Origin of the sequence: Mycobacterium sp., assembly GCF_032159765.1 — a bacterium.
Lineage (GTDB): Bacteria > Actinomycetota > Actinomycetes > Mycobacteriales > Mycobacteriaceae > Mycobacterium.
The window spans coordinates 25070-51259 of sequence record NZ_JAVHWM010000018.1 but is presented as its reverse complement, the minus strand read 5'-3'; the positions used below and the strand labels follow the sequence as shown (position 1 = coordinate 51259).

General features: G+C 65.9%; 22 protein-coding genes. 7 read left to right on the top strand and 15 right to left on the bottom strand.

All coding sequences use genetic code 11. The features are described 5' to 3' along the window. Window positions 1-110 precede the first annotated feature (110 nt). The 8 genes from QOH60_RS02185 to QOH60_RS02150 form a co-directional block, all read right to left on the bottom strand. Window positions 111-2105 (bottom strand): vWA domain-containing protein, encoded by a 1995-nt coding sequence (locus QOH60_RS02185; protein ID WP_526416617.1) that lies wholly within the window; start codon window positions 2103-2105, stop codon window positions 111-113. Beyond that, window positions 2098-3480 carry a sigma 54-interacting transcriptional regulator gene (locus QOH60_RS02180; protein WP_526416615.1) on the bottom strand — a complete coding sequence of 461 codons (1383 nt, stop codon included), beginning with the start codon at window positions 3478-3480 and terminating at the stop codon, window positions 2098-2100. The genes QOH60_RS02185 and QOH60_RS02180 overlap by 8 nt, the downstream gene beginning before the upstream one ends. A gap of 31 nt (window positions 3481-3511) precedes the next feature. Next, on the bottom strand, window positions 3512-4081 hold the full coding sequence (locus QOH60_RS02175; RefSeq protein WP_526416645.1) for a DUF305 domain-containing protein: 570 nt from the start codon (window positions 4079-4081) through the stop codon (window positions 3512-3514). Window positions 4082-4148: 67 nt separating this feature from the next. Beyond that, window positions 4149-4583, bottom strand: coding sequence for a winged helix-turn-helix transcriptional regulator (locus tag QOH60_RS02170; RefSeq protein WP_526416613.1), 435 nt, complete (start codon window positions 4581-4583; stop codon window positions 4149-4151). A 489-nt stretch (window positions 4584-5072) separates the two neighbouring features. Beyond that, window positions 5073-6662, bottom strand: coding sequence for a bifunctional phosphoribosylaminoimidazolecarboxamide formyltransferase/IMP cyclohydrolase (gene purH, locus QOH60_RS02165; RefSeq protein ID WP_526416611.1), 1590 nt, complete (start codon window positions 6660-6662; stop codon window positions 5073-5075). Beyond that, window positions 6659-7288 (bottom strand): phosphoribosylglycinamide formyltransferase, encoded by a 630-nt coding sequence (gene purN, locus QOH60_RS02160; protein ID WP_526416609.1) that lies wholly within the window; start codon window positions 7286-7288, stop codon window positions 6659-6661. The genes purH and purN overlap by 4 nt, the downstream gene beginning before the upstream one ends. Before the next feature lie 9 nt (window positions 7289-7297). Further along, window positions 7298-8659: a cell division protein PerM gene (locus QOH60_RS02155; RefSeq protein WP_526416607.1), complete on the bottom strand. Its 1362-nt coding sequence runs from the start codon at window positions 8657-8659 to the stop codon at window positions 7298-7300. Window positions 8660-8694: 35 nt separating this feature from the next. Continuing rightward, complete coding sequence (locus QOH60_RS02150; protein WP_526416605.1) at window positions 8695-9582, bottom strand: DUF5336 domain-containing protein; 888 nt, start codon at window positions 9580-9582, stop codon at window positions 8695-8697. Between the two features lie 143 nt (window positions 9583-9725). Between QOH60_RS02150 and QOH60_RS02145 the strand changes: the two genes are divergently transcribed. Both QOH60_RS02145 and QOH60_RS02140 read left to right on the top strand, forming a co-directional pair. Next, on the top strand, window positions 9726-10574 hold the full coding sequence (locus QOH60_RS02145) for an LLM class F420-dependent oxidoreductase (RefSeq protein WP_526416603.1): 849 nt from the start codon (window positions 9726-9728) through the stop codon (window positions 10572-10574). A gap of 62 nt (window positions 10575-10636) precedes the next feature. Next, window positions 10637-12070, top strand: a complete 1434-nt coding sequence (locus QOH60_RS02140) for a TIR domain-containing protein (protein ID WP_526416601.1) — start codon at window positions 10637-10639, stop codon at window positions 12068-12070. Between the two features lie 10 nt (window positions 12071-12080). Here QOH60_RS02140 and sucD read toward each other — a convergent pair whose 3' ends face one another. Together sucD and sucC are read right to left on the bottom strand one after the other, a co-directional pair. Next, complete coding sequence (gene sucD / locus QOH60_RS02135; RefSeq protein ID WP_526416599.1) at window positions 12081-12980, bottom strand: succinate--CoA ligase subunit alpha; 900 nt, start codon at window positions 12978-12980, stop codon at window positions 12081-12083. 19 nt (window positions 12981-12999) lie between these two features. After that, a complete protein-coding gene (gene sucC / locus QOH60_RS02130; RefSeq protein WP_526416597.1) occupies window positions 13000-14166 on the bottom strand; it encodes an ADP-forming succinate--CoA ligase subunit beta in 1167 nt (388 codons plus the stop codon). A 239-nt stretch (window positions 14167-14405) separates the two neighbouring features. Between sucC and QOH60_RS02125 the strand changes: the two genes are divergently transcribed. The 3 genes from QOH60_RS02125 (at window position 14406) to QOH60_RS02115 (ending at window position 16875) form a co-directional block, all read left to right on the top strand. After that, window positions 14406-15431 carry a M23 family metallopeptidase gene (locus QOH60_RS02125; protein WP_526416595.1) on the top strand — a complete coding sequence of 342 codons (1026 nt, stop codon included), beginning with the start codon at window positions 14406-14408 and terminating at the stop codon, window positions 15429-15431. Between the two features lie 4 nt (window positions 15432-15435). Beyond that, window positions 15436-16098, top strand: a complete 663-nt coding sequence (locus tag QOH60_RS02120) for a hypothetical protein (protein WP_526416593.1) — start codon at window positions 15436-15438, stop codon at window positions 16096-16098. A gap of 63 nt (window positions 16099-16161) precedes the next feature. Next, window positions 16162-16875 carry a hypothetical protein gene (locus tag QOH60_RS02115; RefSeq protein WP_526416591.1) on the top strand — a complete coding sequence of 238 codons (714 nt, stop codon included), beginning with the start codon at window positions 16162-16164 and terminating at the stop codon, window positions 16873-16875. On the opposite strand, the gene pcrA is transcribed toward QOH60_RS02115, so the two are convergent. Continuing rightward, complete coding sequence (gene pcrA, locus QOH60_RS02110; RefSeq protein ID WP_526416589.1) at window positions 16876-19188, bottom strand: DNA helicase PcrA; 2313 nt, start codon at window positions 19186-19188, stop codon at window positions 16876-16878. It abuts the gene before it with no gap. Window positions 19189-19386: 198 nt separating this feature from the next. Here pcrA and QOH60_RS02105 point away from each other — a divergent pair, with 198 nt between their 5' ends. Next, on the top strand, window positions 19387-19698 hold the full coding sequence (locus QOH60_RS02105) for a chorismate mutase (protein ID WP_526416587.1): 312 nt from the start codon (window positions 19387-19389) through the stop codon (window positions 19696-19698). Window positions 19699-19777: 79 nt separating this feature from the next. Here QOH60_RS02105 and QOH60_RS02100 read toward each other — a convergent pair whose 3' ends face one another. From QOH60_RS02100 to QOH60_RS02090, 3 genes are all read right to left on the bottom strand, one after another. Then, complete coding sequence (locus QOH60_RS02100) at window positions 19778-21772, bottom strand: acyltransferase family protein (protein WP_526416585.1); 1995 nt, start codon at window positions 21770-21772, stop codon at window positions 19778-19780. A 71-nt stretch (window positions 21773-21843) separates the two neighbouring features. Further along, on the bottom strand, window positions 21844-23292 hold the full coding sequence (locus tag QOH60_RS02095; protein ID WP_526416583.1) for an NAD-dependent succinate-semialdehyde dehydrogenase: 1449 nt from the start codon (window positions 23290-23292) through the stop codon (window positions 21844-21846). 58 nt (window positions 23293-23350) lie between these two features. Then, entirely contained in the window at window positions 23351-23533 is a 183-nt protein-coding gene (locus QOH60_RS02090; RefSeq protein WP_526416581.1) for a hypothetical protein, read from the bottom strand. A 140-nt stretch (window positions 23534-23673) separates the two neighbouring features. Between QOH60_RS02090 and pgi the strand changes: the two genes are divergently transcribed. After that, window positions 23674-25338, top strand: a complete 1665-nt coding sequence (gene pgi / locus QOH60_RS02085) for a glucose-6-phosphate isomerase (RefSeq protein ID WP_526416579.1) — start codon at window positions 23674-23676, stop codon at window positions 25336-25338. Here pgi and QOH60_RS02080 read toward each other — a convergent pair. Further along, window positions 25335-26084 carry an SDR family oxidoreductase gene (locus QOH60_RS02080; RefSeq protein ID WP_526416577.1) on the bottom strand — a complete coding sequence of 250 codons (750 nt, stop codon included), beginning with the start codon at window positions 26082-26084 and terminating at the stop codon, window positions 25335-25337. The two genes, pgi and QOH60_RS02080, sit on opposite strands and share 4 nt — an antisense overlap. Between the last annotated feature and the right edge of the window lie 106 nt (window positions 26085-26190).

Genomic DNA, 26190 nt, shown 5'->3' with positions numbered 1-26190 from the left:
CGCACGCTCGCGAGGAGTGGACGCAGCGAAGTTCGTCGCTGCCGAGAGTGCGTGTACTCGTGGACTTTCCTGGCGTGTCGGCCGTAGACACGCACGCTCGCGGGAGAAAGCTAGCGGCGGCGTGACCGCAGGTAGTCGCCGACCACCGCGGCGCCCAGCCCGTCCAGATCGGGAACCACGACGCGGCCTCCCACCCGCCGTGCGACTTGGTCGATGAAGCGGGCCAGGCCGGGGTCGTTGCCGAGGCGGAAGATCGTCACCTGCGCGCCGAGGCGCGCCATGTCGTCGAATCCGCGCACAGTGTGCGCGATCGTCCGCGGATGCGGCGGATAGTCGAAGAACACCTGGGCGGGCTCGTCGCTACGGCCCAGCCCGCTCTCGAGGTGAGCCGTCGGCTCGCCGTCGGTGACCACCAGCACGACGGGCTGAGCACTGGGGTGACGGCGAAGGTGCCTTCCGGCCAGCGCCAGCGCGTGATGCAGGTTGGTGCCCTGCTCGTAAACGCCTTCCAGGCCGGTCAGTTCAGCGGCGGAGAGTGTTCGCGCATAACGGCCGAACGCGATGATCTGCAGTGCGTCGGAGCGAAAACGGGTGCTGACAAGGTGATTCAGCGCCAACGCAGTGCGCTTCATCGGCAACCACCGATTCTCCATCACCATCGAGAACGAGGTGTCGACGAGCAGGGCCACGACGGCCTGTGTGCGCGTCTCGGTTTCGGAGACCTCGACGTCGTCGACGGTGATCCGGATCGCGCCGCCGCCCGCATTGGTTCCGGCCTCGCGTAACACGGCGTTCGTCAGCGTGCGGGTGACATTCCATGGCTCGGTGTCGCCGAACTGCCATGGCCGGGTCGCCCCGGTCAACTCACCCGCCGCGCCCGCGCGCTGTGTCTCACGCTCGCCGCGGCGGCCGGACAACTGCTGCGCGACGTCGCGCAGCGCGGCTTGACCCAACTGCCGCATGGCTTTTGGTGACAACCGCCATTGGCCGTCGGAGCCGCGGTCAAGGAAGCCCTGATTCAGCAGCGCCTTCTCCAGCTCTGCCAGTGTCTGGGCGTCGACCGCGGCTTCGTCGCCGAGCTGACGGGCAAGCATCTCCAGGTCGACGTCGTCCATCGTCGCGCCGGCGTAGCTTTGCGACAGCGCCTCGGCCAGCTGCTCCAATTCGGCGATGTCCGACAGCGCCTGTGCGCCCGCACCCATGCCCAGCGGGTCGTCCCCGGAGAACCGCGACGACCCCGACCAGTCCTCGCCCGGCCGCGCAGCCTGCAGATGCCCGTCAAGCCGGTTCAGTGCGTTCATCAGGGACGGCGACCCAAAGGCCTGCTGCGCCAGTGCATCCAGCTCGGCGCGCTGGTCGGGGCTCAAGCTGTTACGAAACCGCTGAGCGGCAGCCGCCCGTTGGGCCAGCGAATCGATCAGCTCGTCCACGTTGCGCGGGTTCTCCGGGAAGAACTCGCCGTGCTTGGACATGAAATCCTCGAAATCCTGCTGGGTGTCCTCGCCTCGGGCGTGCTTGTCGAGCAGGTCGTTGAGATCGTCGAGCATGTCGTTGACGCGCTGGCGGTCCTCGTCGGTGGCGTTTTCCAGCGCCTCTTTCATGCCAGCGAACCGCTGATCGAGCATCTCCCGGCCGAGCAAATCCTTGATCTGGTCGTACTTTTCGCGGGCTTCTTCGCTGCGCCACTCGTAGTCGGCGAGCTCCTGCACCGCCTTCGCCGGCGACGGCGGCAACGATTCGATCCGCATCTCCGCGAACCGTGCGTCGTCGTCGAGCGCTCGCGCCAGTTCCTTGCGTTCGGCCAGCACCGCCTCATCGAGCAGGCGCTTGACCTCCTGCAGGGTGCCGTCAAGGTTGTGCTGGCTCAACAACTCTCGGCGTCGACGATTCGCTTCGGCGGCCAGCCGGTCGGCGCCGCGCATGTCCTTGGTGCCGCGCCGCAACAGCTCCGACAGGGCACGCCGCGGTGACGTGCCGTCCATGACGTCGCGACCAATCTGCTCCAGCGCGTCGCGCAGGTCGACCGGCGGTGCCAACGGATCGGGGCCGCCGGTGTACGGGGAGTAAATCGAAGACCGGCCGTGCCTCCTTGCAGGCCTAGCCATAGACGGTCTCTCCGTCACCGCTGACCTTGTCGATCCGCTTGGCCAGATAGAGCGCTTCCAGCGCCAATTCGATTGCGGCAGCGCGCTGTCCGTCGGACTTGGCGTGCAGGCGCTGCTGAATCGCGGCGACGGCCGCAACCTCGGGCACAGCAGCCAGGACGTCTCGTGCCGAGACCCGCTCACCGGTGGTGACGGGTGAGCCGTGCTCGACGGCGGCGACGATCGGCCCGACGTCGATGCCGCCCAACAGTTTCTGCGCAGTGTCCGCGGTCGCCCGCCGAAGCAGATGTTCAAGCACCGCCTGTTCGCGGCCTTCCTCTCCGGACTCGAACTCCAGCTTGCCCCGCAGCACGTCGATCACGGTCTCCAGATCGACGACCCGGGCGACCGGATCTTCTTCTCCGAGAACGGCACCGCGATGACGCGCCGACGCGGCGACGGTCTCTGCCGCCGCGATCGCGAAGCGCGCCGACACCCCGGACCGCTGGTCGATCGAACGGGATTCACGCAGATAGCGGGCGAACCGGGCGAGGATCTGCAGCAGGTACTCGGGCACCTCAGCCGCCAGATGGGCCTCCTGGCGGATCACGTCCACCTCGGCGTCGAGCTCCAGCGGGTAGTGCGTGCGGATTTCGGCGCCGAACCGGTCCTTCAGCGGGGTGATGATGCGGCCGCGGTTGGTGTAATCCTCGGGGTTCGCGCTGGCGGCCACCAACACGTCCAGCGGCAGCCGCAACGTGTAGCCGCGTACCTGAATATCGCGTTCCTCCATCACGTTCAGCATCGAGACCTGGATCCGCTCCGCAAGGTCGGGAAGCTCGTTCACCGCGACGATGCCCCGGTGCGCACGCGGCACCAGTCCGTACGCGATGGTCTCGGGGTCACCAAGACTGCGGCCCTCGGCCACCTTGATCGGGTCGATGTCGCCGACCAGGTCCGCCACGCTGGTGTCCGGGGTGGCGAGTTTCTCGGTGTAGCGCTCGCTGCGGTGCCTCCAGTCCACCGGCAGCTCGTCACCGAGTTCGGCGGCTCTGCGGATCGAGCCCGGGGTGATCGGGTGATACGGGTGCTCGCCCAACTCGGCGCCGGCGATCACCGGCGTCCACTCGTCCAGCAAGCCCACCAGCGATCGCAGCAGCCGTGTCTTGCCCTGCCCGCGCTCGCCAAGAAGGACGAAGTCGTGCCCGGCGATCAGCGCACGTTCGAGCTGCGGAAGCACGGTGTCGTCGAAACCGAATATCCCGGTCCAGACGTCGCGACCCTCGGCGAGCGCGGCGAGCAGGTTCTCGCGGATCTCTTCTTTGACGGCACGCTCGCGGTGGCCTGACGCGCGCAGCTCGCCGAGCGTGCGCGGGAGTTCTTTCGAGTGGGTCACCACTTCACGTTACGACTGCTTGGCGAAGTGTTCACATCGGCACGGCTATGAGGTCGGTCAGGTACGAGATTTCTCGCTTCTGCGCCGTGATCATCAGCTGGGCCGTCTTCATCGCCTCTGGGCTTTGGCCGTGCGCGAGCTCGGCTTCCGCCATCGTGACGGCGCCCTGGTGATGGCTGATCATCGACGTGATCCACAACGAGTCGAAATCAGTACCGGACAGCGTCTGAAGCCGACTCATCGTGGCGGGATCGACCATTCCCTCCATCGTCGTCGGCATGGGCGCGGGGTCCGGTTCGCCCCACTGGTGAAGGAAGTCCGTCAGCAAGCTGATCTCCGCGCGTTGATCGGTCTTGATGTGGATCGCCGCCGTCTTCAGCTTCTCGTTGCCGGTGCGCGAGGGCACCATGTCCGCCATGTCGAGTGCTTGCTGATGGTGGGGAATCATGTGTACTGCGAACATGACGTCCTGGCTGTTGTGAACGCTTGACGTGCGGTCGTCGCGTGAGCCGGCAGCGGCCTCATTGCGCGAATCCTGGCAGCCGCACGCCGCCACGAGGGCGAGGACGCCGACGAGGGCCCATGCCCATACCGCGCGCATCACTCCCACACCTCCATGGTGCCTGGAGCTTCGCTGTGGCCCCTGCTGGTCAGCGCAGAATTTGGTGTCAGCGTGCGCTCGCTTGATCAAGATGCCGGCGGCGTAGTTCGTTCATCAGCTGATCCCAGAGCTGGGGGCCCTTATTTTCGAGAGTCTCGAACCGGAGTCCGAACTCGGGCGCAGAGGGTGTGTGCCTCGTGCCCCAGGCGCCGAGCTGAATCATCAACGGCAACAGCTGAATCGCGGACTCCGTCAAGTTGTAGATGACCCTTTGCTTATGAGCGGGATCATCGGTTCTCGTCACCAGACCGTGGTCGACGAGGGCTTGAAGCCGGGCTGCCAATATGTTTGAAGCGATGCCTTCCTCCGAGCTTTGCAGCAGGTCCCGGAAATGCCGCCGGTCGGCGAACATGATGTCTCGCAGGACAACTAGCGACCACTTGTCGCCGAGTATCTCGACCGCAAGGTTGATCGGGCACGGTGAACGTCCTTCGTTACCCACAAGCCCGCCTCCAAATCGATACCGCCCGCGAATTCACTGGCCGTGGAGTGCGCATACCCCAAGGTCAGTGATCTGAAGCCGGCTGAATGTTCTAGTACGAAAAGACCGCTAAGACAACGACCAGAGCCACCACCGCGGCCAGCACAAGCGCCGCCAGTGCGCGGCCGATCCAGCGATCAGAATTCGTCAGGGGTTGGTAACTGTCCGTGGGCGCAACTCCCCATCCTCCGCCGCGGCTCGCGTGGGATGGCGGCAGAGCGTCTGGACGGATGCGGTGACGCCGTCGTAATAGGGCCATAGCAATTCCTTTCCCGACGGGCCTAGCCCGCGAATCTGAATCCTCTGCGGCGACACGCCGAAACGAATCGCACAGACTTCAGATTCGCGAGGCCGGTGCTCGGCGATCCGACATGCCGCAGTTCGCATTCTAATAGCAGAATGCAACCGGTTGCAATATACAATTGGTACCTCAGAGTGGGCAGCGCGCGTTCAGTGCGCGAAATGCCTTGCGCCGGTGAGGTACAGCGTCACCCCGGCCCTGGTCGCAGCGTCGGTCACAACGTCGTCGCGCACGGATCCGCCCGGATGGACGATCGCCTTGACACCTGCTTCCGTCAGCGTCTCCAGCCCGTCGGGGAAGGGGAAGAACGCGTCCGAGGCGGCCACTGCCCCCTTGACCCGATCACCCGCGCGCTCCACCGCGAGGCGGGCAGCGTCGACGCGATTCACCTGACCCATCCCCACACCGACCGTGGCGCCGCCGGTAACGATCACGATCGCGTTCGACTTGACCGCGCGAGCGCTGCGCCACGCGAACTTCAGGTCGGTCAGCGTCTCTGGGTCGGCGGGATCTCCCGCCACCAACTGCCAGTTGGCGGCGTCGTCGCCCGGGGCGTCCAGCGCATCGCGCTGCTGCATCAGCACTCCGCCGCTGATCTGCTTGAACTCGACACCGTCGACCAACGGCTCGGACGCGACGAGCACGCGGATGTTCTTCTTGCGTGCGAGCACGTCGACGGCGCCCTGTTCGTAGGCCGGCGCGATGATGACCTCAGTGAAGATGTCGGCGACGGTCTCGGCCATCTCGACGCTGACCGCGGTGTTCGACGCGATCACGCCGCCGAATGCGCTCACCGGATCGCAAGCGTGCGCCTTGCGGTGCGCGTCGGCAACCGAGACCGACGAGATCGCGATGCCGCACGGGTTCGCGTGCTTGATGATGGCCACGCACGTCTCCTCATGGTCGAATGCGGCTCGCCACGCGGCGTCGGCATCCGTGAAGTTGTTGTAAGACATCTCTTTTCCGTGCAGCTGTTCGGCCTGCGCCAGCCCGGGCCAAGCCGAATCGTCAAGATAGAGCGCGGCCTTCTGATGCGGGTTCTCGCCGTATCGCAACACGGCAGATCGCCGCCACGCTCCCGCAAACCACGACGGCAACGGCTGCGGCGGATCCTGCGGTGCCAGCGTGGAGCCCATCCACGTCGCCACCGCTACGTCGTACTCGGCGGTGTGGCGAAATGCCAACGCCGCCAGTCTCTTCCGCTCGTCGAGAGTGAACCCGCCGTTTCGCACAGCGGCGAGCACGCCATCGTAGCCACGCGGGTCGGTCACGACCGCGACGGTGGGATGGTTCTTCGCGGCAGCGCGCACCATCGCCGGGCCGCCGATGTCGATCTGCTCGACGCACTCGTCGACGTCTGCGCCGGATGCGACAGTCTCGGAGAACGGGTACAGATTCACCACCACGAGGTCGAACGGCGCAATGCCAAGCGCCCGAAGAGCTTCGAGGTGGTCAGGCTTGCGGGAGTCGGCCAGCAGGCCCGCGTGCACTGCGGGGTGCAGGGTCTTGACTCTGCCCTCCAGAATCTCCGGGAACCCCGTCACGGACTCGACCGGCGAGACGGGAATTCCCTCGCCAGCAATTGTTTTCGCGGTTGAACCAGTAGAGACCAGCTCTACGCCCGCATCGTGCAGTCCGCGGGCCAGCTCAGGAAGTCCGGTCTTGTCGTAGACACTGACCATTGCGCGATTAATCGGCCGCTTCGTGCTGTCTTGCTCCTCGCGTCCGCGTCCTGTCATCCTATCGTCGCCTTTCGTCCCGTCCAGGTCACGCCGCGGGTGGCCACGTCGGCGATCACCTCTGCCAGCAGCCGTCTTTCGACGACCTTGATTCGTTCGTGCAACGCCGCCTCGTCGTCGTCGTCCAGGACGGCGACGACCTCCTGCGCGAGGATCGGTCCGGTGTCCATCCCCGCATCGACGAGGTGCACCGTGCAGCCGGTGACCTTCACTCCGTAGTCGAGTGACTCCGGCACCGCGTGCGCGCCGGGGAAAGCTGGAAGCAACGCGGGATGCGTGTTCACTATCCGGCCGAGGTAGCGGGAAAGGAATCGCGGGCCAAGTAGTTTCATGAATCCAGCCGACACCACGAGGTCTGGTCGGTGCGCCGAGGTGGCCTCGGTCAGTGCCGTGTCCCACGCGGCGCGATCGGCGTGGTCCTTGAGCCGGACCGTGTACGCCGGCACCTCCGCTGCCGTCGCGATGTCGACGGCGGGGCAGTCTCGATCGACACCGACGGCCACCACCCGACCGGGGTAATCACCGCAGGCCGTGTTCAGCAGTGAAGTGAGCAGCGATCCGGTACCCGAGGCCAGGACCACGATCCGCGCCGGCGCGGTGGGAGGCACGCGCAGCGGCTGTTTCACGCTGGCAGCCTAGTCGGAGGACTCGGGCGTGCTGTCGTCAGCCACGCGCGTGCCGTCGTCGCCCACCGGCGCGCTTTCGTCAGCAACGGGCGCCTCGTCAGTCGCCACAGGCGTGCTTTCCTCGGCCGCGGGCGCCTCGTCGGTCGCCACGGGCGTGCCTTCCTCAGCCGCGGGCGCCTTGTCAGTCGTCTCGGCGACGTCGCGGTCCTCCTCGGCGTCAGGCACGCGGCGGCGGCGAGGCGGCCGGACGATGCCGCCCGACATTGCGACGGTCAGCGCGCCGATTCCGGCGAACCAGACGAACACCGCCGGCCCGAAGGTGCTTTGATCGACGCCGACCTCGCCGAAGTTGCCCAGCCGGCCGCCGGCCGCGTATCCCAGCACAGCCAACACGAGCGCCGAGATCAGGGCAGCGAGCACCAGCTTTGCCAACGCGGTCGTCACCGGCAACGGGCGGCGCGCACACTGCTGGCCGAGTGCCACCGCGGACGCGGCAGCCGCGATGAGCAGGATCACCCAGATCGGGCCCAGCGGCGGCGGCGGAGCCGCGGCCAGCACCGGCACCGCGGGAATGTCGCCGCCATAGACCGTGAACGCGGAGAACGTCGCGATCCCGACATGAACGCTCGATCCCACCGCGACGGCGGCGGCACCCACGATCACGTTGGGGATGTACAGGATGGCGAGCAGGGTGAGGCTCAACTGCCCGAACAAGGAGTCGGTGACCGCGTACGCGTCATGCATGGCGGCCCAGTGCACGACGAGGGAGACGGTCGTGATCACACCGGACAGGCCAAGCAGCGCGCATACTCCGGCTGCGGCGGCACGCACCGAGTCGCCCACCCACACCGGCACTTTCGCGTCGTGCATGACGCGGTCCCGGGTTCGGGAGACGACTCCGAGGGCCGCGCCGATCGCGTGAACTGCCAGCACTCCTCCGAAGGCACGCAACGCATTTGGGGTCTGAAGCTCGGTCAGCACCGACCCGGCGTCGTGGATCACGGCTAGTGCGATCGCGGTCATCAGCAGCGGGCCACCCAATGAAGCGGCGACGATCCAGCGAATGACGAACCACGAGCTGTCGGCCGGTGTCGCACGCGCGGTGGTGCGTGCGGTACCCCACACCATGGCGAGCACCGGCAGCAGCGGCATCACCGAAAGCTCGTGGCCTGCAATGGTGACCGGAACCTGATGGACGCCGAGCCATAGGCTCGCGATCGCGCCCATCGCGCCCGTCAGATCACTGTTGGCGACGACCAGCTGGATCAGGACGACGGCGGCGATCACCAGCAGCGCGACCAGCGACGGACCGAAGGCAACGGTGAGCAGGTCTCGGCCCTGCCGCGGTCCCGCTGCCCGGTTGCGGTCCATCAGGGGCTTTCCGGCCAAGCGCTACGAATGCCTTTCTACGCTGGCGGCGATGCGGGCGATTCGCTGGGCTTCGGCTCGAGCCGCACCTCTTGGGTGGGCTGATCGTGCGAAGGCACCGGCGGCTGTTGGTCTTGACCCGCAGGCTGACTGGGCGGCGGCGCATAGGTGGGGAAGCCGGTCGGCGGGGTGGGAGGACCAGAGGCGTGCCCGTGCGGCGGGAATCCGCCGCCCGCCGGGCCGCCGGCAAATCCGGTCGGCGCACCGGCTGGCTGAGCCGCCGGGAAGGGACCCGTCGAAGGACCACCGGGCACGCCATAGGGCGGGAAGCCCTGTGGCTGGCTGAAACTCTGCGTGGCCGCGCCCGCCTGCTGCGGTACGCCCTGCGGCTGGATGAATTGCGGTTGCTGGCCGGGCTGCATGTAATACCCACCGTATTGCTGGTAGGGGTCGTACCTGGGCCGCGGCGCAGGCGGCGAGATCACGCCGGCGTCCAGCAGCAGGGCCGCGATCGCCAGCACTGTCTGCAGCGCCGCCACGACGACGATCACGATCAACGCCCAGCCCGCAACCTTCGCGTGGCTGATGAGGTCGTAGATCGTCAGCAGGAACCCGACAACCGCGATCACGGTGATCACGCCGGTGTATTTGCTCTGCTTGGGCAGCAGTCCGACGACCGCGAACAGCCCGGCGAACAACGCGGCTATCACGCCGAGCGTCACGGTGGCGCCGGCGCCCGCGTCTCCCTTCCAGATCGGCCCGAAATTCAAGAGATAGGCGGCCAGGCCCAGGATCGCCACGCCGACGAGCAGATACACGGGTAGCTTGCTCGGTCCGGCGTCGACCGCCGGCAGCTGGGTTGTGGGTGTCTGCGCACCCGGCTGCTGCGCGCCCGGGTACCCGGGCCCCCCTGAGGGATAGGTCATGGCATCTCCCGTGCGGTAGGCATCGGATCAGTCGTCGGCACCACGCTAGCGCACTGGACTGAGCGATCCCCGGCGACGGCGGCTGTCGCGAGGCCGTGAGGGCCGCCTTGCACTTCAAGACTGAAACACGTTCTAATTCCGGGATGGACTACGGGATCGTTCTGTTCACCAGCGACCGGGGTATCGCGCCCGCGGCAGCGGCCAAGCTCGCAGAGGACCACGGCTTCCACACGTTCTATGTCCCCGAACACACCCACATACCGGTGAAGCGCGAGGCGGCCCACCCGACGACCGGCGACGCGTCGTTGCCCGACGACCGCTACATGCGCACACTGGACCCCTGGGTCAGCCTCGGGGCCGCGTCGGCGGTCACTTCGCGGATCCGGTTGTCGACTGCCGTCGCGTTGCCCGTCGAGCACGACCCGATCACGCTGGCCAAGTCGATAGCGACTCTGGATCACCTCACCAATGGCCGCATCAGCGTGGGTGTCGGATTCGGTTGGAACACAGACGAACTCGCCGATCACGGGGTGCCTGCAGGCAAGCGGCGGACGATGCTGCGTGAATACCTCGAGGCGATGCGGGCGCTGTGGACGCAGGAGGAGGCCGCCTACGACGGCGAGTTCGTCTCCTTCGGGCCGAGCTGGGCATGGCCGAAACCTGTTCAGTCGCACATTCCGGTGCTCGTGGGGGCGGCCGGAAACGAGAAGAACTTCAAGTGGATTGCGCGCAGCGCCGACGGCTGGATCACCACACCGCGCGACTTCGACATCGACGAACCCGTGCGCCTTCTGAACCAGATCTGGTCGGACGCCGGACGAGAGGGTGCTCCGCAGATCGTCGCGCTCGACTTCAAGCCGGACGCCGAGAAGCTGGCCCGCTGGGCCGACCTGGGCGTGACCGAGGTGCTGTTCGGGCTCCCCGATTGCGCCGAGGACGAGATCGCGGCCTACATCGCCAGACTGGCGGACAAGCTCGCGGCCGCCGTCTGACACCGGCACGACCGCTACCATCTGGTCACGTAGATCCTGCGCTGACGAGGGGCGAGTTAACGATGTCGGTGTTCATTAGTCACTCCAGCCGTGACGGCGATGCGGTCAGCACCCTGGTCGAACATCTGGAAGCCGCGAACGAAACCGTATGGCTCGACAAGAAACTCAGCGGCGGACAGGCATGGTGGGACGAGATCCTCAGGCAGATCCGCGAGTGCGCGGTGTTCGTCGTCGCCCTGTCGAACAACTCACGCAACTCCAATCCGTGCCGCTCCGAGCTGGATTACGCCAAGGCACTTGGATTGCCGATCCTGCCGGTGCAGATCGGCGAGACAGACTGGTACCTCGTCGACCCAACATTCACCAACATCCTCGACTACCGCACGCCGAACGCGCAGAGCAGCATCAAGCTGATCACCTCGCTGAGGGCCAAGGCCGCCGAGCGTTCGGACCTACCTGATCCGCTGCCCGAGCCGCCGCCGGTGCCCTACGAGTACCTGCAACGAATCGGAGCCACCATCGATGCGGAGTCGGTGTCGCCCACCGAGCAGTCCAGGATCGTCATGGAGCTTCGCTCGTCGTTGGCCAACGAGACGGATCCCAGTGTCGTCAGCGACATCCGGCACGTCCTGCGCAATTTGCGACGCCGACCGGATGTCACCTTCACCACGGCCAGCGAGATCGACGAGCTGCTGGCGCAAACCGAGGAGCTGCCGCCGCCCGCACCACCGCCCTCCGAGAGCGAGACCGCGTCGATTCCGCCGATGGCCACGGTGCCGCACCTGCAGCCGCCGGCGCCTCCTCCCCCGTCGTACTCGCCGCCGAGTCAGCCGTCGATGCCGTCATGGCAACCGCCCGCTCCGCCGCAAGCTCCCAACCGTGGAAAGTGGATTGCGCTGAGCGTCGGAGCGATCGCGGCCGCGGCGATCGTGGGGTTGGTCATCTGGCTCGTGGTCCGGCCATCAGGCGGCGGCTCGTCCACGGCAAGCAAGGGCACGTCGACGTCGAGCACGACGCGGACGTCGACGAGCACCCCGTCGTCCTCGGAGCCACCGACCGTCGTCCCCGGCGGCGAGGCTGAGCTACGCGAGATGCTGCCGCAGGGATACACAGAAAGCGCATGCCGCAGCGGCAACCCGCAGGGACCAGGCGGCGTGGCCCGGCTGGACTGCGGGCAAAACACGATGACAGGCGGCCCGTCAGGAGCCACGTATTTGACCTTCTCCGATCAATCGTCCGTCGACGAAGCATTCGACAAAGTTGTCGCCAACAGCAACGTAGAGATGTTGACCTGCCCCGGATTACAAGAACCAAGTCCAACCGTGTGGCACCTTCGCTCAACTCCCACCGTCGACGAGGGAAAGATCGCCTGCGGGAAGTACAAGAACCAGGACTTGTACACCTTGCTATGGACCCACGACTCGAAGCTCTTCTACGGAGGCGGAGACAGCACCGACATCGACGCGCTCTACAAGTGGTGGCAGCAGTACACCTGACCGCCCGCCGTTAGAGGTTCTTCAGGATCTCCCTGGCGATGTTCGCAGTCTCCGAGGGCGTCTTGCCGACCCTGACGCCTGCGGCCTCGAGTGCTTCCTTCTTCGCGGCCGCCGTGCCCGACGACCCCGAAACGATGGCGCCCGCGTGGCCCATCGTCTTGCCTTCCGGCGCAGTGAATCCCGCGACGTAGCCCACCACCGGCTTGGACACGTTGGCCTTGATGTAGTCGGCCGCCCGCTCCTCGGCGTCGCCGCCGATCTCGCCGATCATCACGATCAGCTTCGTGTCGGGATCCTTCTCGAACGCTTCGATCGCGTCGATGTGCGTGGTGCCGATCACCGGGTCACCCCCGATACCGATGGAGGTCGAGAAGCCAAAGTCGTTGAGTTCGAACATCATTTGATAGGTCAGGGTGCCCGATTTCGACACCAGCCCGATCGGGCCCGAACCCGTGATGTCTGCGGGGGTGATCCCCGCGAGCGCCTCACCCGGCGTGATGATGCCGGGACAGTTCGGGCCGATGATGCGGGTCGTGCCCCTCCTGACGTTATAGGCCCACGCATATGCGGTGTCCTGCACCGGGATTCCCTCGGTGATGACGACCAGCAGCGGGATCTCGGCGTCGATGGCCTCGATGATCGCGTCCTTGGCGAACTTCGGCGGAACGAACACCACCGACACGTTCGCGCCCGTCTCTTTCATCGCCTCGACGACCGTCCCGAACACAGGCAGCTCAATATCGTTGCCGCCCTTGTCTTTATGAGTGACGGTAGTACCGGCCTTACGTGCGTTCACACCGCCGACCACTTGCGTACCCGCCTTGAGCATCCGGGCGGTGTGCTTGGTGGCCTCCGCCCCGGTGATGCCTTGGACGATGACTTTCGAGTCCTTGTTCAGGAAAATGGACATGGGTCATTTCTCCTTTAGGTCAGGCGCTCGCGGCCAGCTCGGCGGCCTTGTCGGCGGCCTCGTCCATCGTGGCGACCTCCGTCACCAGCGGGTGGTTCGCCTCGGCCAGAATGGCGCGGCCCTCGATGACGTTGTTGCCGTCGAGGCGCACGACCAGCGGCTTGGTCGCGGAGTCGCCGAGGATCTTCAGCGCGGTGACGATTCCATTCGCCACTTCGTCGCACGCGGTGATGCCGCCGAACACATTCACGAACACGCTCTTGACCTGCTCGTCGCCGAGCACGACGTCCAGGCCGGCGGCCATGATCTCGGCCGAGGCGCCGCCGCCGATGTCGAGGAAGTTGGCCGGCTTGACGCCGCCGTGCTTCTCTCCGGCGTAGGCGACCACGTCCAGCGTGGACATCACCAGACCGGCACCGTTGCCGATGATCCCCACCTCACCGTCGAGCTTGACGTAGTTGAGGTGGTTCTCCTTGGCCTTGAGCTCCAGCGGATCGGTGGCGTCACGGTCCTCGAACTCGGCGTGCTCCGGGTGACGGAAGTCGGCGTTCGCGTCGAGAGTGACCTTGCCGTCCAGCGCGAGGATCCGGTCGTCAGGTGTGCGCACCAGCGGGTTGACCTCGACCAGCGTGGCGTCCTCCTTAACGAAGACTTCCCACAGCTTGGCGATGGTGATCGCGGCGGCGGCGAGCACCTCGGCGGGCAAGTGACCCTGCTCGGCGATGGAGCGCGCGAACGCGAGATCGACACCGTCGACGGCGTTGACGGGAACCTTGGCGAGGCGTTCCGGCTTCGTCGCGGCCACTTCCTCGATCTCCATGCCGCCTTCGACCGAGCACATGGCCAGGTAGGTGCGGTTCGCACGGTCGAGCAGGAACGAGATGTAGTACTCCTCGGCGATGTCGCTCGCCTCGGCGACGAGCAGCTTCTTGACGATGTGGCCCTTGATGTCGAGGCCGAGGATGTTCTTCGCGTGGGTGTAGGCGTCGTCAGGCGTCGCGGCGTACTTGACGCCGCCCGCCTTGCCGCGGCCACCGGTCTTGACCTGCGCCTTCACCATGACGGGCTTGCCGATCTCCTCCGCGATGGCGCGGGCGTCCTCCGCGCTGGTGGTGACCCTGCCCGGCGTCGTCGGGACGTTGTGCTTGGCGAACAGCTCCTTCGCCTGGTACTCGAAAAGATCCATGGGCTCACTGTCTGTCGGCGTCGACGGTTTCGCGTAGTTCGCTCGGGGAACTTTATCCAGACACGCCCGCGGGTTGAGCACCGCCCGGCGTTCGTGTGGTCGATTTCACCGCGATTGCGAGTGATTCAGATCACAAAACCGGCGGGAATTAAGTGCTGGGTTGCTGAAACTTTGGCCGTTGGTTAACGTCTGCCGGAGCCATATAACGTTTCGGTCACAGCATCTAAGGATCTTTCGGGTTGGCGCAGCACGGTTCTTTCCGGTCGCCGCAGGGGGGCGCGTCGGATTCTCGGCATCGTTGGATCGACCCCGAAGTCACTGACATCATCCCGTTCAATGAGTTCGGCAGCCTCGATGACCTGGACTTCTACGGGAATTCCGCGTTCGATACCGACTCGCAGGTGTTGCGCGCGCCTGAACTCGACGACCTGAGCGACACCGACAACCTGACGCCGTTGCGGTTGACGATGCCCGAGGAGTTCGCCGCCGGGCCGCCCACATCGCACCGACTGCGCTCGCGTCGCCCGGAGGTCGCCGGCGCCCCCGTGTCGCGCGGCCAGCACCGCAAAGAGCAGACCTCCGCGAACGTTGCCAAGGGCCGGCTGATGGTCGCTGCGATGGCCACCGGCGCAGTGGCGGCCGCGGCGCATGCCGCCGTCCAGGACGCCGACGCCCACACCAGCGAGACGGTGCTCGCCGCCGATCAGTCGACGCTGGAAGGCGCGACGATCCAAACAACCGGCAGCGGAGTGCAATTGGTGTCGGTTGCCCCGGCGACGAGCACCGCGGTTCATTCCGAGGAGGCCGCCAAGGGCGCTGCCTTCGCCCAGGAGCGCGCCGACCGCGAGGCGAGGCTGCAGCGGCCGCTGTACGTGATGCCCACGAAGGGCATCTGGACATCAGGCTTCGGATACCGCTGGGGAGTGCTGCACGGCGGCATCGATCTGGCGAATGCCATCGGAACGCCGATCTACGCGGCCACCGACGGCGTGGTGATCGACGCCGGACCCACCGCCGGTTACGGCGCCTGGGTCAAGCTGCGCCACGCTGACGGCACCGTCACGCTGTACGGGCATGTCAATACCTGGACGGTCAGCATCGGCGAGCGCGTGATGGCGGGCGACCAGATCGCAACGATCGGCAACCGCGGCAACTCGACGGGGCCGCACCTGCATTTCGAGGTTCTCCTCAACGGCACAAACCGTGTCGATCCGGTGCCGTGGCTGGCCAAGCGAGGATTGAGCCCGGGCAACTACGTCGGCTGAGCAGGTGACCTCTTCCGACGAACCGCGCAGCGAACCCTCGGGCGAGGACACCAGCGAAACCTCGGATGAGGGGCCGCGAATCTTCCGGGAGTTCAGCGGTCCGATGCCCGTCAGCGACGACACCCGGACCTCGATCATCCGACGGCATCCGACCGGGCCCATCCCCGAGCCGCTGAGCGACGACACCCGCACCAGCATCATTGGGCCCCAACCAGACACGTTGCAGCCTGCGGTCGACGACGACGACGCGACGCACATCTTCAGGCAACGGCCCGTGCGGATTCCAGGACAGCGGCCGCCGAGCAATGCGACTGCAGTGATGGCTTCGGCGGTCAGCATCATCAGCGGCTGGGCCACCGCGGTGGTGGCGACCGGCTTGATCACCGCCTGGTGGAAGACGGACCGACTGTTCACCTTCGGAGTCGCGTTCCTCACCGCGGTGTTCGGCGCCTGCACGATTGCCGGGGTGATCATGTTGATGCTCCGCCGTCGCATGGGCGTCGTTGTCACCGTCGTCGCCGCGGTCCTGGCGATCCTGATTTTCTCGGGTATCTTCATCGCCGGCGCGCACATGGCGGGAGTGGTCTATGCGTTTCCCGTGCTGCCGGCGCTGACGATTGCGTTGGCGATCGCCCCGGCCACATGGAAGTGGACGAAACCCGGCTGAGGCCGGTCGGTATCCCTAGAATTTTCCTGGACAGTTGTTGGCAGCCGAGCGGAAGGTCCTCGAATGAGCGATTGGATGCCGCCCGAGCAGCCGCAGCCCTACCCGCAGTACCCCCAACAGCCCCAGCCCTACCCGGCGTACCCCCAGCAGCCCCAGCCATATCCGCGGCACTCTCAGCAACCCGAGCCCTACCCGGAACAGCCCCAGCACTATCCGCAGTACCCTGAGCAGCCTGGGCTTCCTCCCCAGCAGTTCCAGCCGTACTACCAACAGCCGCCGCAGAATTCAGCGAGCGGAGGGACCGCGATTGCGGCTGCTGTGCTGAGTTTCCTTGGGGCCGCGCATCAAACCCTTGTCGCAATCACCGGAATATCCGACACGGGCTCATCTGACTACGCCGACACAATGCAGATTCTTCCCGGCTGGTGGAAGGCGTATTCGGTGACGACGTGGGTTTCGGCCTTCTTCGTCGCCATCGTGCTGATCGTGGGTGGAGTCCAATTGCTGCGCAAACGCTCCTACGCGAGGTGGCTGATCGTCGGTGCGAGCGGAATCGTCATCGCGATAGAGCTTGTCTCAATCGTCATCCTGGCCGACTTGGGTGACAGAATCGCCAAGGGCGTCAAGGGCGCCAAGGGCGCCAGCAGCGTCATGGTGTCGCAGATCACGGGCATGGGGACAGCAGTATTGCTCGTGTTGATGATCTTTCCCATCGTCACGATACTGCTGACGCTGCTGCCGCCGACGAAACGGTGGTGTCTGCAGCGCGCCGACTGATCAGAGCTTGTGCACGGGAGCGTGGTTGTGCATCAACTTGACCCGGCCGGCACTGCCGAAGTCGATCAGCGACATCGCCGATTCGCCGACTCCTGAAACCTCCTCGACGCGCCCGAGGCCGTACTTGTCGTGGCTCACCCGGTCACCGGGTTCGAGCACCAGCAGCGCGCGCTTGCCCGCAGCGGATCGCGCCGGCGACGGCCGCGGCGTTCCGAAACGGCCCGCGCCGCTGACGGGGGCGCTGGGCGCAGGCGTCGAGTCCACCCGGCGCCAATCAACGAGATGTTGCGGGATTTCGCGCAGGAAGCGGGATTCGGGGTTCATCATCGGCTGACCCCACGACGACCGCACCTTCGCGCGAGTGACGTAGAGGCGCTGGCGCGCCCGGGTGATCCCCACGTAAGCAAGCCGGCGCTCCTCGGACAACTCCATCGGATCGCCCAGCGCGCGCATGTGGGGGAACATGCCGTCCTCCCAGCCAGTGACGAACACGACGGGAAACTCCAAGCCCTTGGCGGTGTGCAACGTCATCATCGTCACCACGCCAGCGCCGTGCTCGGGGATCTCGTCGGCGTCGGCGACGAGCGATACCCGCTCGAGGAAAGCCGCCAGTGCGCCGGTGTCAGGAACATCCTCGTCGTCGCTTTCCCGCAGCGCTTCAGCGTTGGCCAGGTCGATGCTGAATTCGTGTGCGACACTGACCAATTCATTGAGGTTGTCGAGGCGCGCCATGTCCTGCGGATCACTGGACGCCTCGAGCTCGGCGCGGTAGCCCGTGCGGTTCAGCACTGCCTCGACCAATTCGCCGAGCTCGTCGCCGAGTCGGGAGCGCAGATCGTCGATCAGTTCGACGAACGCCGAGATCGCCTTCTCTGCACGGGTATTCAGCATCGGCACTCGACCCTCGGCGGCGGCCTGCAGCGCATCGGCGAACGTGGCGCCGGTGTTCTCCGCATACACCGCGACGCATGCCTCGGCGCGGTCGCCGATACCACGGCGGGGAGTGTTGAGGATCCGCCTTAAGCTCACCGCGTCGCCGGGGTTGTCGAGCACCCGCAGGTACGCGACGATGTCGCGAATCTCCTTGCGCTCATAGAACCTAACGCCACCGACCACCTTGTACGGGATGCCGGCCCTGATGAACACCTCTTCGAGAGAACGTGAGGAGTTGTTGGTGCGGTAGAACACCGCGACGTCGTTGTAGGTGATGTCGCCTGCGTCGGAGAGGCGGTCGATCTCGCTTGCGACAAAGGCGGCTTCGTCGTGCTCGTTGTCGGCGACGTAGCCGACGATCAACTCTCCGTCGCCCGAATCGGTCCACAGCCGCTTCTCGCGACGTCCGCTGTTGTTCTTGATGACGGAGTTGGCGGCTGTCAGGATGTTCTGCGTGGAGCGGTAATTCTGCTCCAGCATAATGGTTTTCGCCTCAGGATAATCGCGTTCGAAGTCCTCGATGTTGCGGATCGTCGCACCTCGGAACGCATAAATCGACTGGTCCGCGTCGCCGACCACGACCAGCTCCGCCGGTGGTACGTCGTCATCACTGTCCGTACCCGCCAGCTCTCGCACCAAGACGTATTGCGCGTGGTTGGTGTCCTGGTACTCGTCGACGAGAATGTGCCGGAACCGCCTGCGGTAGTACTGCGCTATCTGCGGAAACCGTTGCAGCACAGCAACGGTTTCACCGATGAGGTCGTCGAAGTCAAGGGCGTTCGCTGCCCGCAGCCTGCGCTGGTACTCGCTGAATGCTTCGGCGGTGATGCGGGTCAGCTCGGCGGAGTCGGCGGACAAGTCCGCAACTGCCTGCTCTGGATCGACCAGTTCGTTCTTCAGATTCGAGATGCAATTGGCAAGCAGCCGTGGGGAATACTTCTTGGTATCCAGGCCCATGTCTTTGGCGATGAGCATCAGCAAACGGCGGGAGTCGTCGGCGTCGTAGATCGAGAAGTTGGAGTTCAGACCGGGCAGCAGTGAGGCCTGGTTGCGCAGGATCCGCACGCACATCGAGTGGAACGTGGACACCCACATCGCCCTGGCGCGCTGGCCAACGAGGCTGATCACCCGTTCGCGCATCTCGGCGGCGGCTTTGTTGGTGAACGTGATCGCGAGAACCTGACCCGGACCGACCTCCCTGGCGGCCAGCAGGTAGGCGATCCTGCGGGTGAGCACCGCCGTCTTGCCCGACCCGGCGCCCGCGACGATGAGCAGCGGCGAGCCCTCGTGCAGAACCGCCTGCCGCTGTTGCGGGTTGAGCCCGTCGAGCAGTTCGTTGGTCTGGGGGCTCGCGTGCGAATCGAACAAATGCGCGGTCATGTCCGTCCAAACTTACCGCCACCGGGCGACAGTATTTTGCTTTGGCACGCACTCTGGTGGCACACTCGATTCGTGCTCTACAGTCGGCGATTTTTCTACGGGTACCCGCCAGCGGTACCCGTGGTGTAGCTGCACTTCAGAGCCCCGCGGTCCGCTTCCGGATCCGGGGCTCGTCTCTTGTGTGAGGCCGGAGAGGGAATGGTCCGCGAACCGACAGAATCCACACATGAAGAGGACGCACAACCAATGACGATTGAGACCGAACCACAATCCGACATCGACGATCTGCGCCACGAGATCGACCGGCTGGACGCCGAGATCCTGGCTGCCGTGAAACGGCGCACCGAGGTGTCTCAGGAAATCGGCAAGGCCCGGATGGCGTCGGGCGGCACACGGCTGGTGCACAGCCGTGAGATGAAGGTGATCGAGCGCTACAGCGAGCTCGGCCCCGAGGGCAAAGACCTCGCGATGCTGCTGCTGCGGCTGGGCCGCGGCCGCCTCGGCCGCTAAGCACCGGCTCGCGAGACGGAAACCAGCGTCGTAATCCACGCGGATTCAGTACATGGAATTCCATTTCGCGGTGTGAGTGTTAGTGCAGCGCGTCGAGCAGCCACGGCGTCAGCCACTTCACGGCCTCGGCCGTCGGGTGCACGCCGTCACTGCGCATCTTGACGCCGTCGACCTTCGTTGTATAGGCCCCGCCGGGGCAGAGCTTCTTGTTGAAGTCGAGCACGACGGCGTTCGGGTATTGCCCGACGACCTTGCGCACCAATGCATTCCAGTGGTCGGGGCGGTCAGGCTGATCCTCGGGATACAGGCTGCCGTCGGGCTTCTCGGCGCGCCTGTTGTACGGCTCGGTGGTCACGACGACCTTCGCTCCGGTGGAGCCGAGGATGTCCAGAGCTTGCCGCAGTTCGCTGGTCAGGTACGCGTCGAACGCGGGATCGCCGACGTGCGTCCACTGACCGTCCATGAGATGGTCGACGGTCTCCCAGCGCCCGACCACCAGCAACACCACATCCGGGCGGTCCTGAGCGATCTGCCCGGCCCAGCTGCTCGGCCACGAATCGCATTCGGCCTTCGTATCGCCCTTTTCCTGGGAATAGCGGTACGCGCCGCCGCGTACGAGGCCGCAGCCGATCAAAGTGTGGTTGACGAACGTGAAGCCCGGCGTCTCCGGTAGATGGCGCATCAACGTCCATCCGACCGAGTCGCCGAACACCGACACCACCCGGCCCGTTTTCGCATTTCGTTGCGCCACCACCACCGGACGCTCGATTGTCTGCGTGGCCGCCATCGACGCCGCCGACAGGTCGCCGCCGTCTGCCCTCGTGGCCACCGGAATGAGGACGACGGTCACCGCGATCGCCGTGCCGACCGTTGCGCCCGCCAACGGCAGCAACGGCACCTTCGCGGGCCGCCACTTACGGATGGGCTGCTCGATCGCCCACCACGACACCGCCGCCAGCGCGATCGTCGCCGCGCACCGGACACCGAACAACGACGGCCCCGACCAACCTGTGCGTTCGCCGTTGAGGAACAGGAAGACAGGCCAATGCCAGAGGTACACGCCGTACGAGATCGCCCCTAGCCACACCAGCGGTCGCAACGCCAGCATCCGCGCCACCAGGCCCTGTTGGTCCAACGCGACCGGCACGATCACCGCGACCGCCGCCAGGGCCGTCAACGTCAGCATGCCGTGCCGGAACTCTGAGGAGCTCCCGGTGGCGTAGTGCACGCAAGCGGCCAGACCGGCGATGCCCAGCACCGGCAGCGGCCGGGCGAGCCACTTGCACCATCTGGACCGGATCGCCGAGCGCCCGGCGGTCAGCGCCGGCCATTCGCGCACGAGCAGTGCCGATGCGGCCGCACCGATGAGCAGCGCCTGAGCACGCGTATCCGTGCCGAAGTACACGCGGTTGAGCGAGCTGTCCGACGCCATGAGAACGGCAGCCGCGGCCGAGCCGGCAGCACCCGCCGCCGCCACGCCGAAGACGAATAGTCGCACCGTGTTGCCCATGACCAGCCGGCGACGGCGTCTGGCCACCAGCGCGATCAGCCCGGCCACTCCCATCACCAGAAGTGGCCACAGGAAGTAGTACTGCTCCTCGACGCCCAGCGACCAGGTGTGCTGCAGCGGCGACGGCGTGCCCCCCTCGCTGAAGTAGTCGGTGTCGCGGGCGATGAAGCTCCAGTTCGCGATCCAGACGAATGCCGCGACGGCGTCGTCGCGGAGCCGAACCACCGAATCGGGTGGGAAGAACTCGCTGGCCGTGGCGACCGCGAGGACCATGACGACCAGCGCGGGCAGCAACCGCTTCGCGCGTCGTCGCCAGAACCCGCCGAGGTCGATCCGGCCGGTGTAGTCCAGCTCGTCGAGAAGAAGCGACGTGATCAGGAAGCCGCTGAGAACGAAGAAGACATCGACGCCGATGAACCCGCCCTGCATGCCGGCGATTCCGCCGTGGCTGACCAACACGAGGGCGACAGCGATCGCCCGTACGCCGTCAAGTGCGGGGATGCCTGACCGGCGCCGCTCACCTGCACGGCGCCGAACCGCTTGCGGCCCAACGCGGTTGCTCACCGCGAAAGTCTATGGGCGCGAGTTGTGGACGCAGCCCGACAACCTCGGCGTGTCGGGGACTTTTGCAGCGGCTAGTTCGTCAGGCCGATGTACTTGGTTTCGAGGTACTCCTCGATGCCCTCGAAACCGCCTTCCCGACCGAACCCGGACTCCTTGACCCCGCCGAACGGCGCCGCCGGATCGGAGATCACGCCGCGGTTGACGCCGATCATGCCGGACTCGATTGCCTCGGCCACCCGCAGCGCGCGGTCCAGCGATTGCGTGTAAATGTAGGCGGCCAAACCGAATTCGGTGTCGTTGGCTGCCGCGACGCCGTCGTCCTCGGTGTCGAAGCCGGTGATCGGCGCGACGGGCCCAAACACTTCTTCCCGCAGGATGCGGGCGTCGGCGGGGACGTCGGTGAGCACGGTCGCGGGGTAGAAATGGCCTGGGCCGTCGGGGACCTTGCCGCCGATGGCGATGGTTGCGCCGCGCTTGACGGCGTCGTCGACCAGCTCGGTGACCTTCTCCCGCTGATCGGCGTTGATCAGCGGTCCCAGCGTCGACGACGAGTCGAGGCCGTTGCCGAGCGTGAACTCGCTCATCCGCTTGACCATTTTCTCGGTGAACTCCTCGCGGACCGCGTTGGCGACGTGGAAGCGATTGGCGGCCGTGCACGCCTCGCCGCCGTTGCGCATCTTGGCCAGGATCGCGCCGTCAACGGCCGCGTCGACGTCGGCGTCGTCGAAAACGACGAACGGCGCGTTGCCGCCGAGTTCCATGGACATGCGCAGCAGCTTGTCGGCGCCTTGTTTGACCAGCGCCTTGCCCACGCCGGTGGATCCGGTGAACGTCAGCTTGCGCAGCCGTGCGTCGGCGAGCAGCGCGCCGGTGACGCCGCGCGCGTCGGTGGTCGGCAGGATCGACAGCACGCCCTTGGGCAGGCCGGCCTCGTCGATCAGCTTGGCCAGGAACAGCATCGTCAGCGGGGTTTCCTGCGCGGGCTTGACGATCATCGTGCAGCCCGAGGCCAGCGCGGGACCGATCTTGCGAGTTCCCATGGCCAGCGGGAAGTTCCACGGTGTGATCGCATAGCACGGGCCAACGGCCTGCTTAGTGACGAGGATTCGCCCGGTGCCCGCGGGGCTTGGGGTATAGCGGCCGTGGATGCGAACCGCCTCTTCGGCGAACCAGCGGAAGAACTCCGAGCCGTATGTCGCTTCGGTCTTGCTCTCGGGCAGGACCTTACCCATCTCCAACGTCATCAGCGTCGCGAGGTCGTCGGCATGGTCGGTGAGCGACTCGAACACGGCGCGCAGGATTTCGCCGCGTTTCCGGGGCGCCGTCGCGGCCCATTCGGCCTGCACTCCGGCGGCGGCATCGAGCGCGGCGGTCGCGTCTGCTGGGGTGGCGTCGGCGACGGAGATCAACACCGTGTCGTCGGAGGGGTCCCGCACGTCGAAGGTCTTGGCGCCGGAGCGTTCCTCACCGCCGATCCATACGCCGGTGGGAACGGATGACAAGAGCTTGGCGGTATCCATACGTCAATCATTTACCCGTTCGGTGCCCGTACGCACTACCCCGACGGCAAAAACCGCCTCAGCCGACGGGCCCGTTGGTCATCACCGACGTGGTCATCACGGTCTTGGGGACCGTCGTCGACGAGGAGCTTTGTGAGCGCGCCGGCCCGTTGTCCGGGGCCTTGCTCTCGTCGTCGCAGGACGCCAGAACGCCCATCCCGAGCAACGAAGCCGCAGCGATCGCGGCGGACAGGCGACGCACAGTTCTGCTGCTGACAGCCAAGGCAATTCCCCTTGTTCAGGTGTACCCACGTTGCGGTACCCGTCGGCTGGGCGACTAAACCGCACACGGTTCGTTCCCTGTTCTATCCGCTGCAACCCGGTCGGCATTAGGGTCGGGATATGGCCGCCACTGCGCAACTCCCAGACATCACCGCGACCTCAGCATGGAGTGCCCTGCAGCGTCATCACGAGCAGATCGGCTCTCAAACCCTGCGCACGATGTTCGCCGACGACCCGGCTCGTGGAACGGAGCTGACGGTCGAGGTCGGCGATCTGTATGTCGATTACAGCAAGCACCGCGTCACGCGCGAGACACTCGCGCTGCTGGTCGATCTCGCTCGGGCGGCCGGCTTCGAACGCCATCGCGACGACATGTTCGCAGGCGTGCACATCAACACCTCCGAGGATCGCGCGGTACTCCACACCGCGCTGCGTCTGCCCAAAGGCGCCGAGCTGGTGGTCGACGGCCAGAACGTCGTCGCCGACGTGCACGAGGTGCTGGACCGGATGGGCGACTTCACCGACCGGCTGCGCAGCGGCGAGTGGACCGGTGCGTCCGGTGAACGGATCACCACCGTCGTCAACATCGGCATCGGCGGTTCAGATCTCGGTCCGGTGATGGTCTATCAAGCGCTGCGGCACTATGCAGACGCGGGCGTCTCGGCACGGTTCGTGTCGAACGTCGACCCTGCGGACCTGGTGGCCAAGCTCGACGGTCTGGACCCGGCGAAGACGCTGTTCATCATTGCGTCCAAGACGTTTTCGACGCTCGAGACGCTGACGAACGCGACGGCCGCGCGGCGGTGGCTGACGGATGCACTCGGTGACGCGGCGGTGTCGAAGCACTTCGTGGCGGTCTCGACGAACGCCAAGCTGGTCGACGCGTTCGGCATCAACACCGACAACATGTTCGGCTTCTGGGACTGGGTGGGGGGCCGCTATTCGGTGGACTCGGCGATCGGGCTGTCGTTAATGGCCGCGATCGGCAAGGAGCGCTTCGCCGAATTCCTCGCAGGGTTCCATGCGGTCGACGAGCACTTCAGGACCGCGCCCTTGGAAGCGAATGCACCTGCGCTGCTTGGGCTTATCGGTGTCTGGTACAACTGCTTCTTCGGGGCGGAGACGCGGGCGGTACTGCCCTACTCGAACGACATGGCGCGTTTTCCCGCATACCTGCAGCAGCTGACGATGGAGTCGAACGGAAAGTCCGTGCGCGCCAACGGCTCACCAGTGACCACGTCGACGGGCGAAATCTTCTGGGGTGAGCCGGGAACCAACGGCCAGCACGCGTTCTACCAACTGCTGCACCAGGGCACGCGGCTGATTCCGGCTGATTTCATCGGGTTCTCGGTGCCCACCGACGACCTGCCGACCGCGGACGGCACCGGCAGCATGCACGACCTGCTGATGAGCAACCTTTTCGCGCAGACGCAGGTGCTGGCGTTCGGCAAGACGGCGGAGGAGATCGCCGCCGAAGGCACGCCCGCCGATGTGGTTGCCCACAAGGTGATGCCCGGAAACCGGCCCACCACAACGATTTTGGCGACAGAGTTGACGCCGTCAACGGTGGGGCAGTTGATTGCTCTGTACGAGCACATCGTCTTCACCGAGGGGGTGATCTTCGGTATCGACTCGTTCGACCAGTGGGGCGTCGAGCTCGGCAAGACACAGGCCAAGGCACTGCTGCCGGTGCTCACCGCCGAGGCTTCGCCCGCGCAGCAGTCCGACAGCTCCACGGACGCCTTGGTGCGCCGCTACCGCGAGGAGCGCGGCCGCACCGCCTAGGCGAAGGGCTTGGTCAGCCGCGGGGGTAGCAGTTTCAGCAGCTGCACCAGCGGCAACCACGGCCAGCTCGGCACGATGGCCCTTCCCCGCTCGCGCTCGATCGCGTCGACCATGGCGCGCACACCGGTTTCGTTGTCCACCATCAGCATTGTGCTTCCGGACTTCGCGGTCATCTCCGACTCGATGTAGCCGGGCTCGATGACGGTCACGCGGATCGGGCCCTTCGGGTACTCAGCGCGCAATGATTCGCCGAGTGACGAGACGCCCGCCTTGCTCGCCGCGTACGCCGCCTTGACGCCCGGCACTCCCTTGTTGCCGAGCACCGATGAGATCAGCACCAGATGCCCGGACCCCGCCGCCTTGAACATCTCGAGCGCGGTTTCGATCTGCACCAGAGCGCTGACCAGGTTGGTCTCGATGGTGGCCTTGTTCGCCCACAGCTTGCCCGAGCCGAGCGGCGCGCCCTTGCCGATGCCGGCGTTGACGATCACCCGGTCGATGCCGCCGAGTTCGTCGGCGAGCGCGGCGAACACCTTCGGCACCTGTTCGTGGTCGTTGACGTCGAGTTCGGCGACGGCGACGGTGATGCCGGGATGACGGGACGTCAGCTCGCTTTTCAGCTCCTCGAGACGGTCGGTGCGACGGGCGCACAGCGCAAGGTCGCGGCCCTTTGCAGCGAACGCCCGCGCCATGCCGGCGCCGAGGCCTGAGCTGGCGCCGGTGATCAGGATCCTCTGGCGAGTCATCCGAACAGCTTATCGACGCACGTCACCCGCATGGCAGCGAGCACCAGATCGCTCGACGTGCGAGGCATGACGCTTTGTGTTGCAATGAATTTCACGAGAGAAGGCG

Excerpts from the sequence above, each read along its gene's own strand:
- QOH60_RS02115 (WP_526416591.1), top strand. The coding sequence starts at position 16,162 with ATGAGCGATTGGATGCCGCCCGAGCAGCCGCAGCCCTACCCGCAGTAC.
- QOH60_RS02175 (WP_526416645.1), bottom strand. The coding sequence starts at position 4,081 with ATGCGCGCGGTATGGGCATGGGCCCTCGTCGGCGTCCTCGCCCTCGTG.
- purH (WP_526416611.1), bottom strand. The coding sequence starts at position 6,662 with ATGACAGGACGCGGACGCGAGGAGCAAGACAGCACGAAGCGGCCGATT.
- QOH60_RS02105 (WP_526416587.1), top strand. The coding sequence starts at position 19,387 with ATGGTCCGCGAACCGACAGAATCCACACATGAAGAGGACGCACAACCA.
- pcrA (WP_526416589.1), bottom strand. The coding sequence starts at position 19,188 with ATGACCGCGCATTTGTTCGATTCGCACGCGAGCCCCCAGACCAACGAA.
- QOH60_RS02155 (WP_526416607.1), bottom strand. The coding sequence starts at position 8,659 with ATGGACCGCAACCGGGCAGCGGGACCGCGGCAGGGCCGAGACCTGCTC.
- QOH60_RS02145 (WP_526416603.1), top strand. The coding sequence starts at position 9,726 with ATGGACTACGGGATCGTTCTGTTCACCAGCGACCGGGGTATCGCGCCC.
- pgi (WP_526416579.1), top strand. The coding sequence starts at position 23,674 with ATGGCCGCCACTGCGCAACTCCCAGACATCACCGCGACCTCAGCATGG.
- QOH60_RS02185 (WP_526416617.1), bottom strand. The coding sequence starts at position 2,105 with ATGGCTAGGCCTGCAAGGAGGCACGGCCGGTCTTCGATTTACTCCCCG.
- sucD (WP_526416599.1), bottom strand. The coding sequence starts at position 12,980 with ATGTCCATTTTCCTGAACAAGGACTCGAAAGTCATCGTCCAAGGCATC.
- QOH60_RS02140 (WP_526416601.1), top strand. The coding sequence starts at position 10,637 with ATGTCGGTGTTCATTAGTCACTCCAGCCGTGACGGCGATGCGGTCAGC.
- QOH60_RS02080 (WP_526416577.1), bottom strand. The coding sequence starts at position 26,084 with ATGACTCGCCAGAGGATCCTGATCACCGGCGCCAGCTCAGGCCTCGGC.
- sucC (WP_526416597.1), bottom strand. The coding sequence starts at position 14,166 with ATGGATCTTTTCGAGTACCAGGCGAAGGAGCTGTTCGCCAAGCACAAC.
- QOH60_RS02150 (WP_526416605.1), bottom strand. The coding sequence starts at position 9,582 with ATGACCTATCCCTCAGGGGGGCCCGGGTACCCGGGCGCGCAGCAGCCG.
- QOH60_RS02095 (WP_526416583.1), bottom strand. The coding sequence starts at position 23,292 with ATGGATACCGCCAAGCTCTTGTCATCCGTTCCCACCGGCGTATGGATC.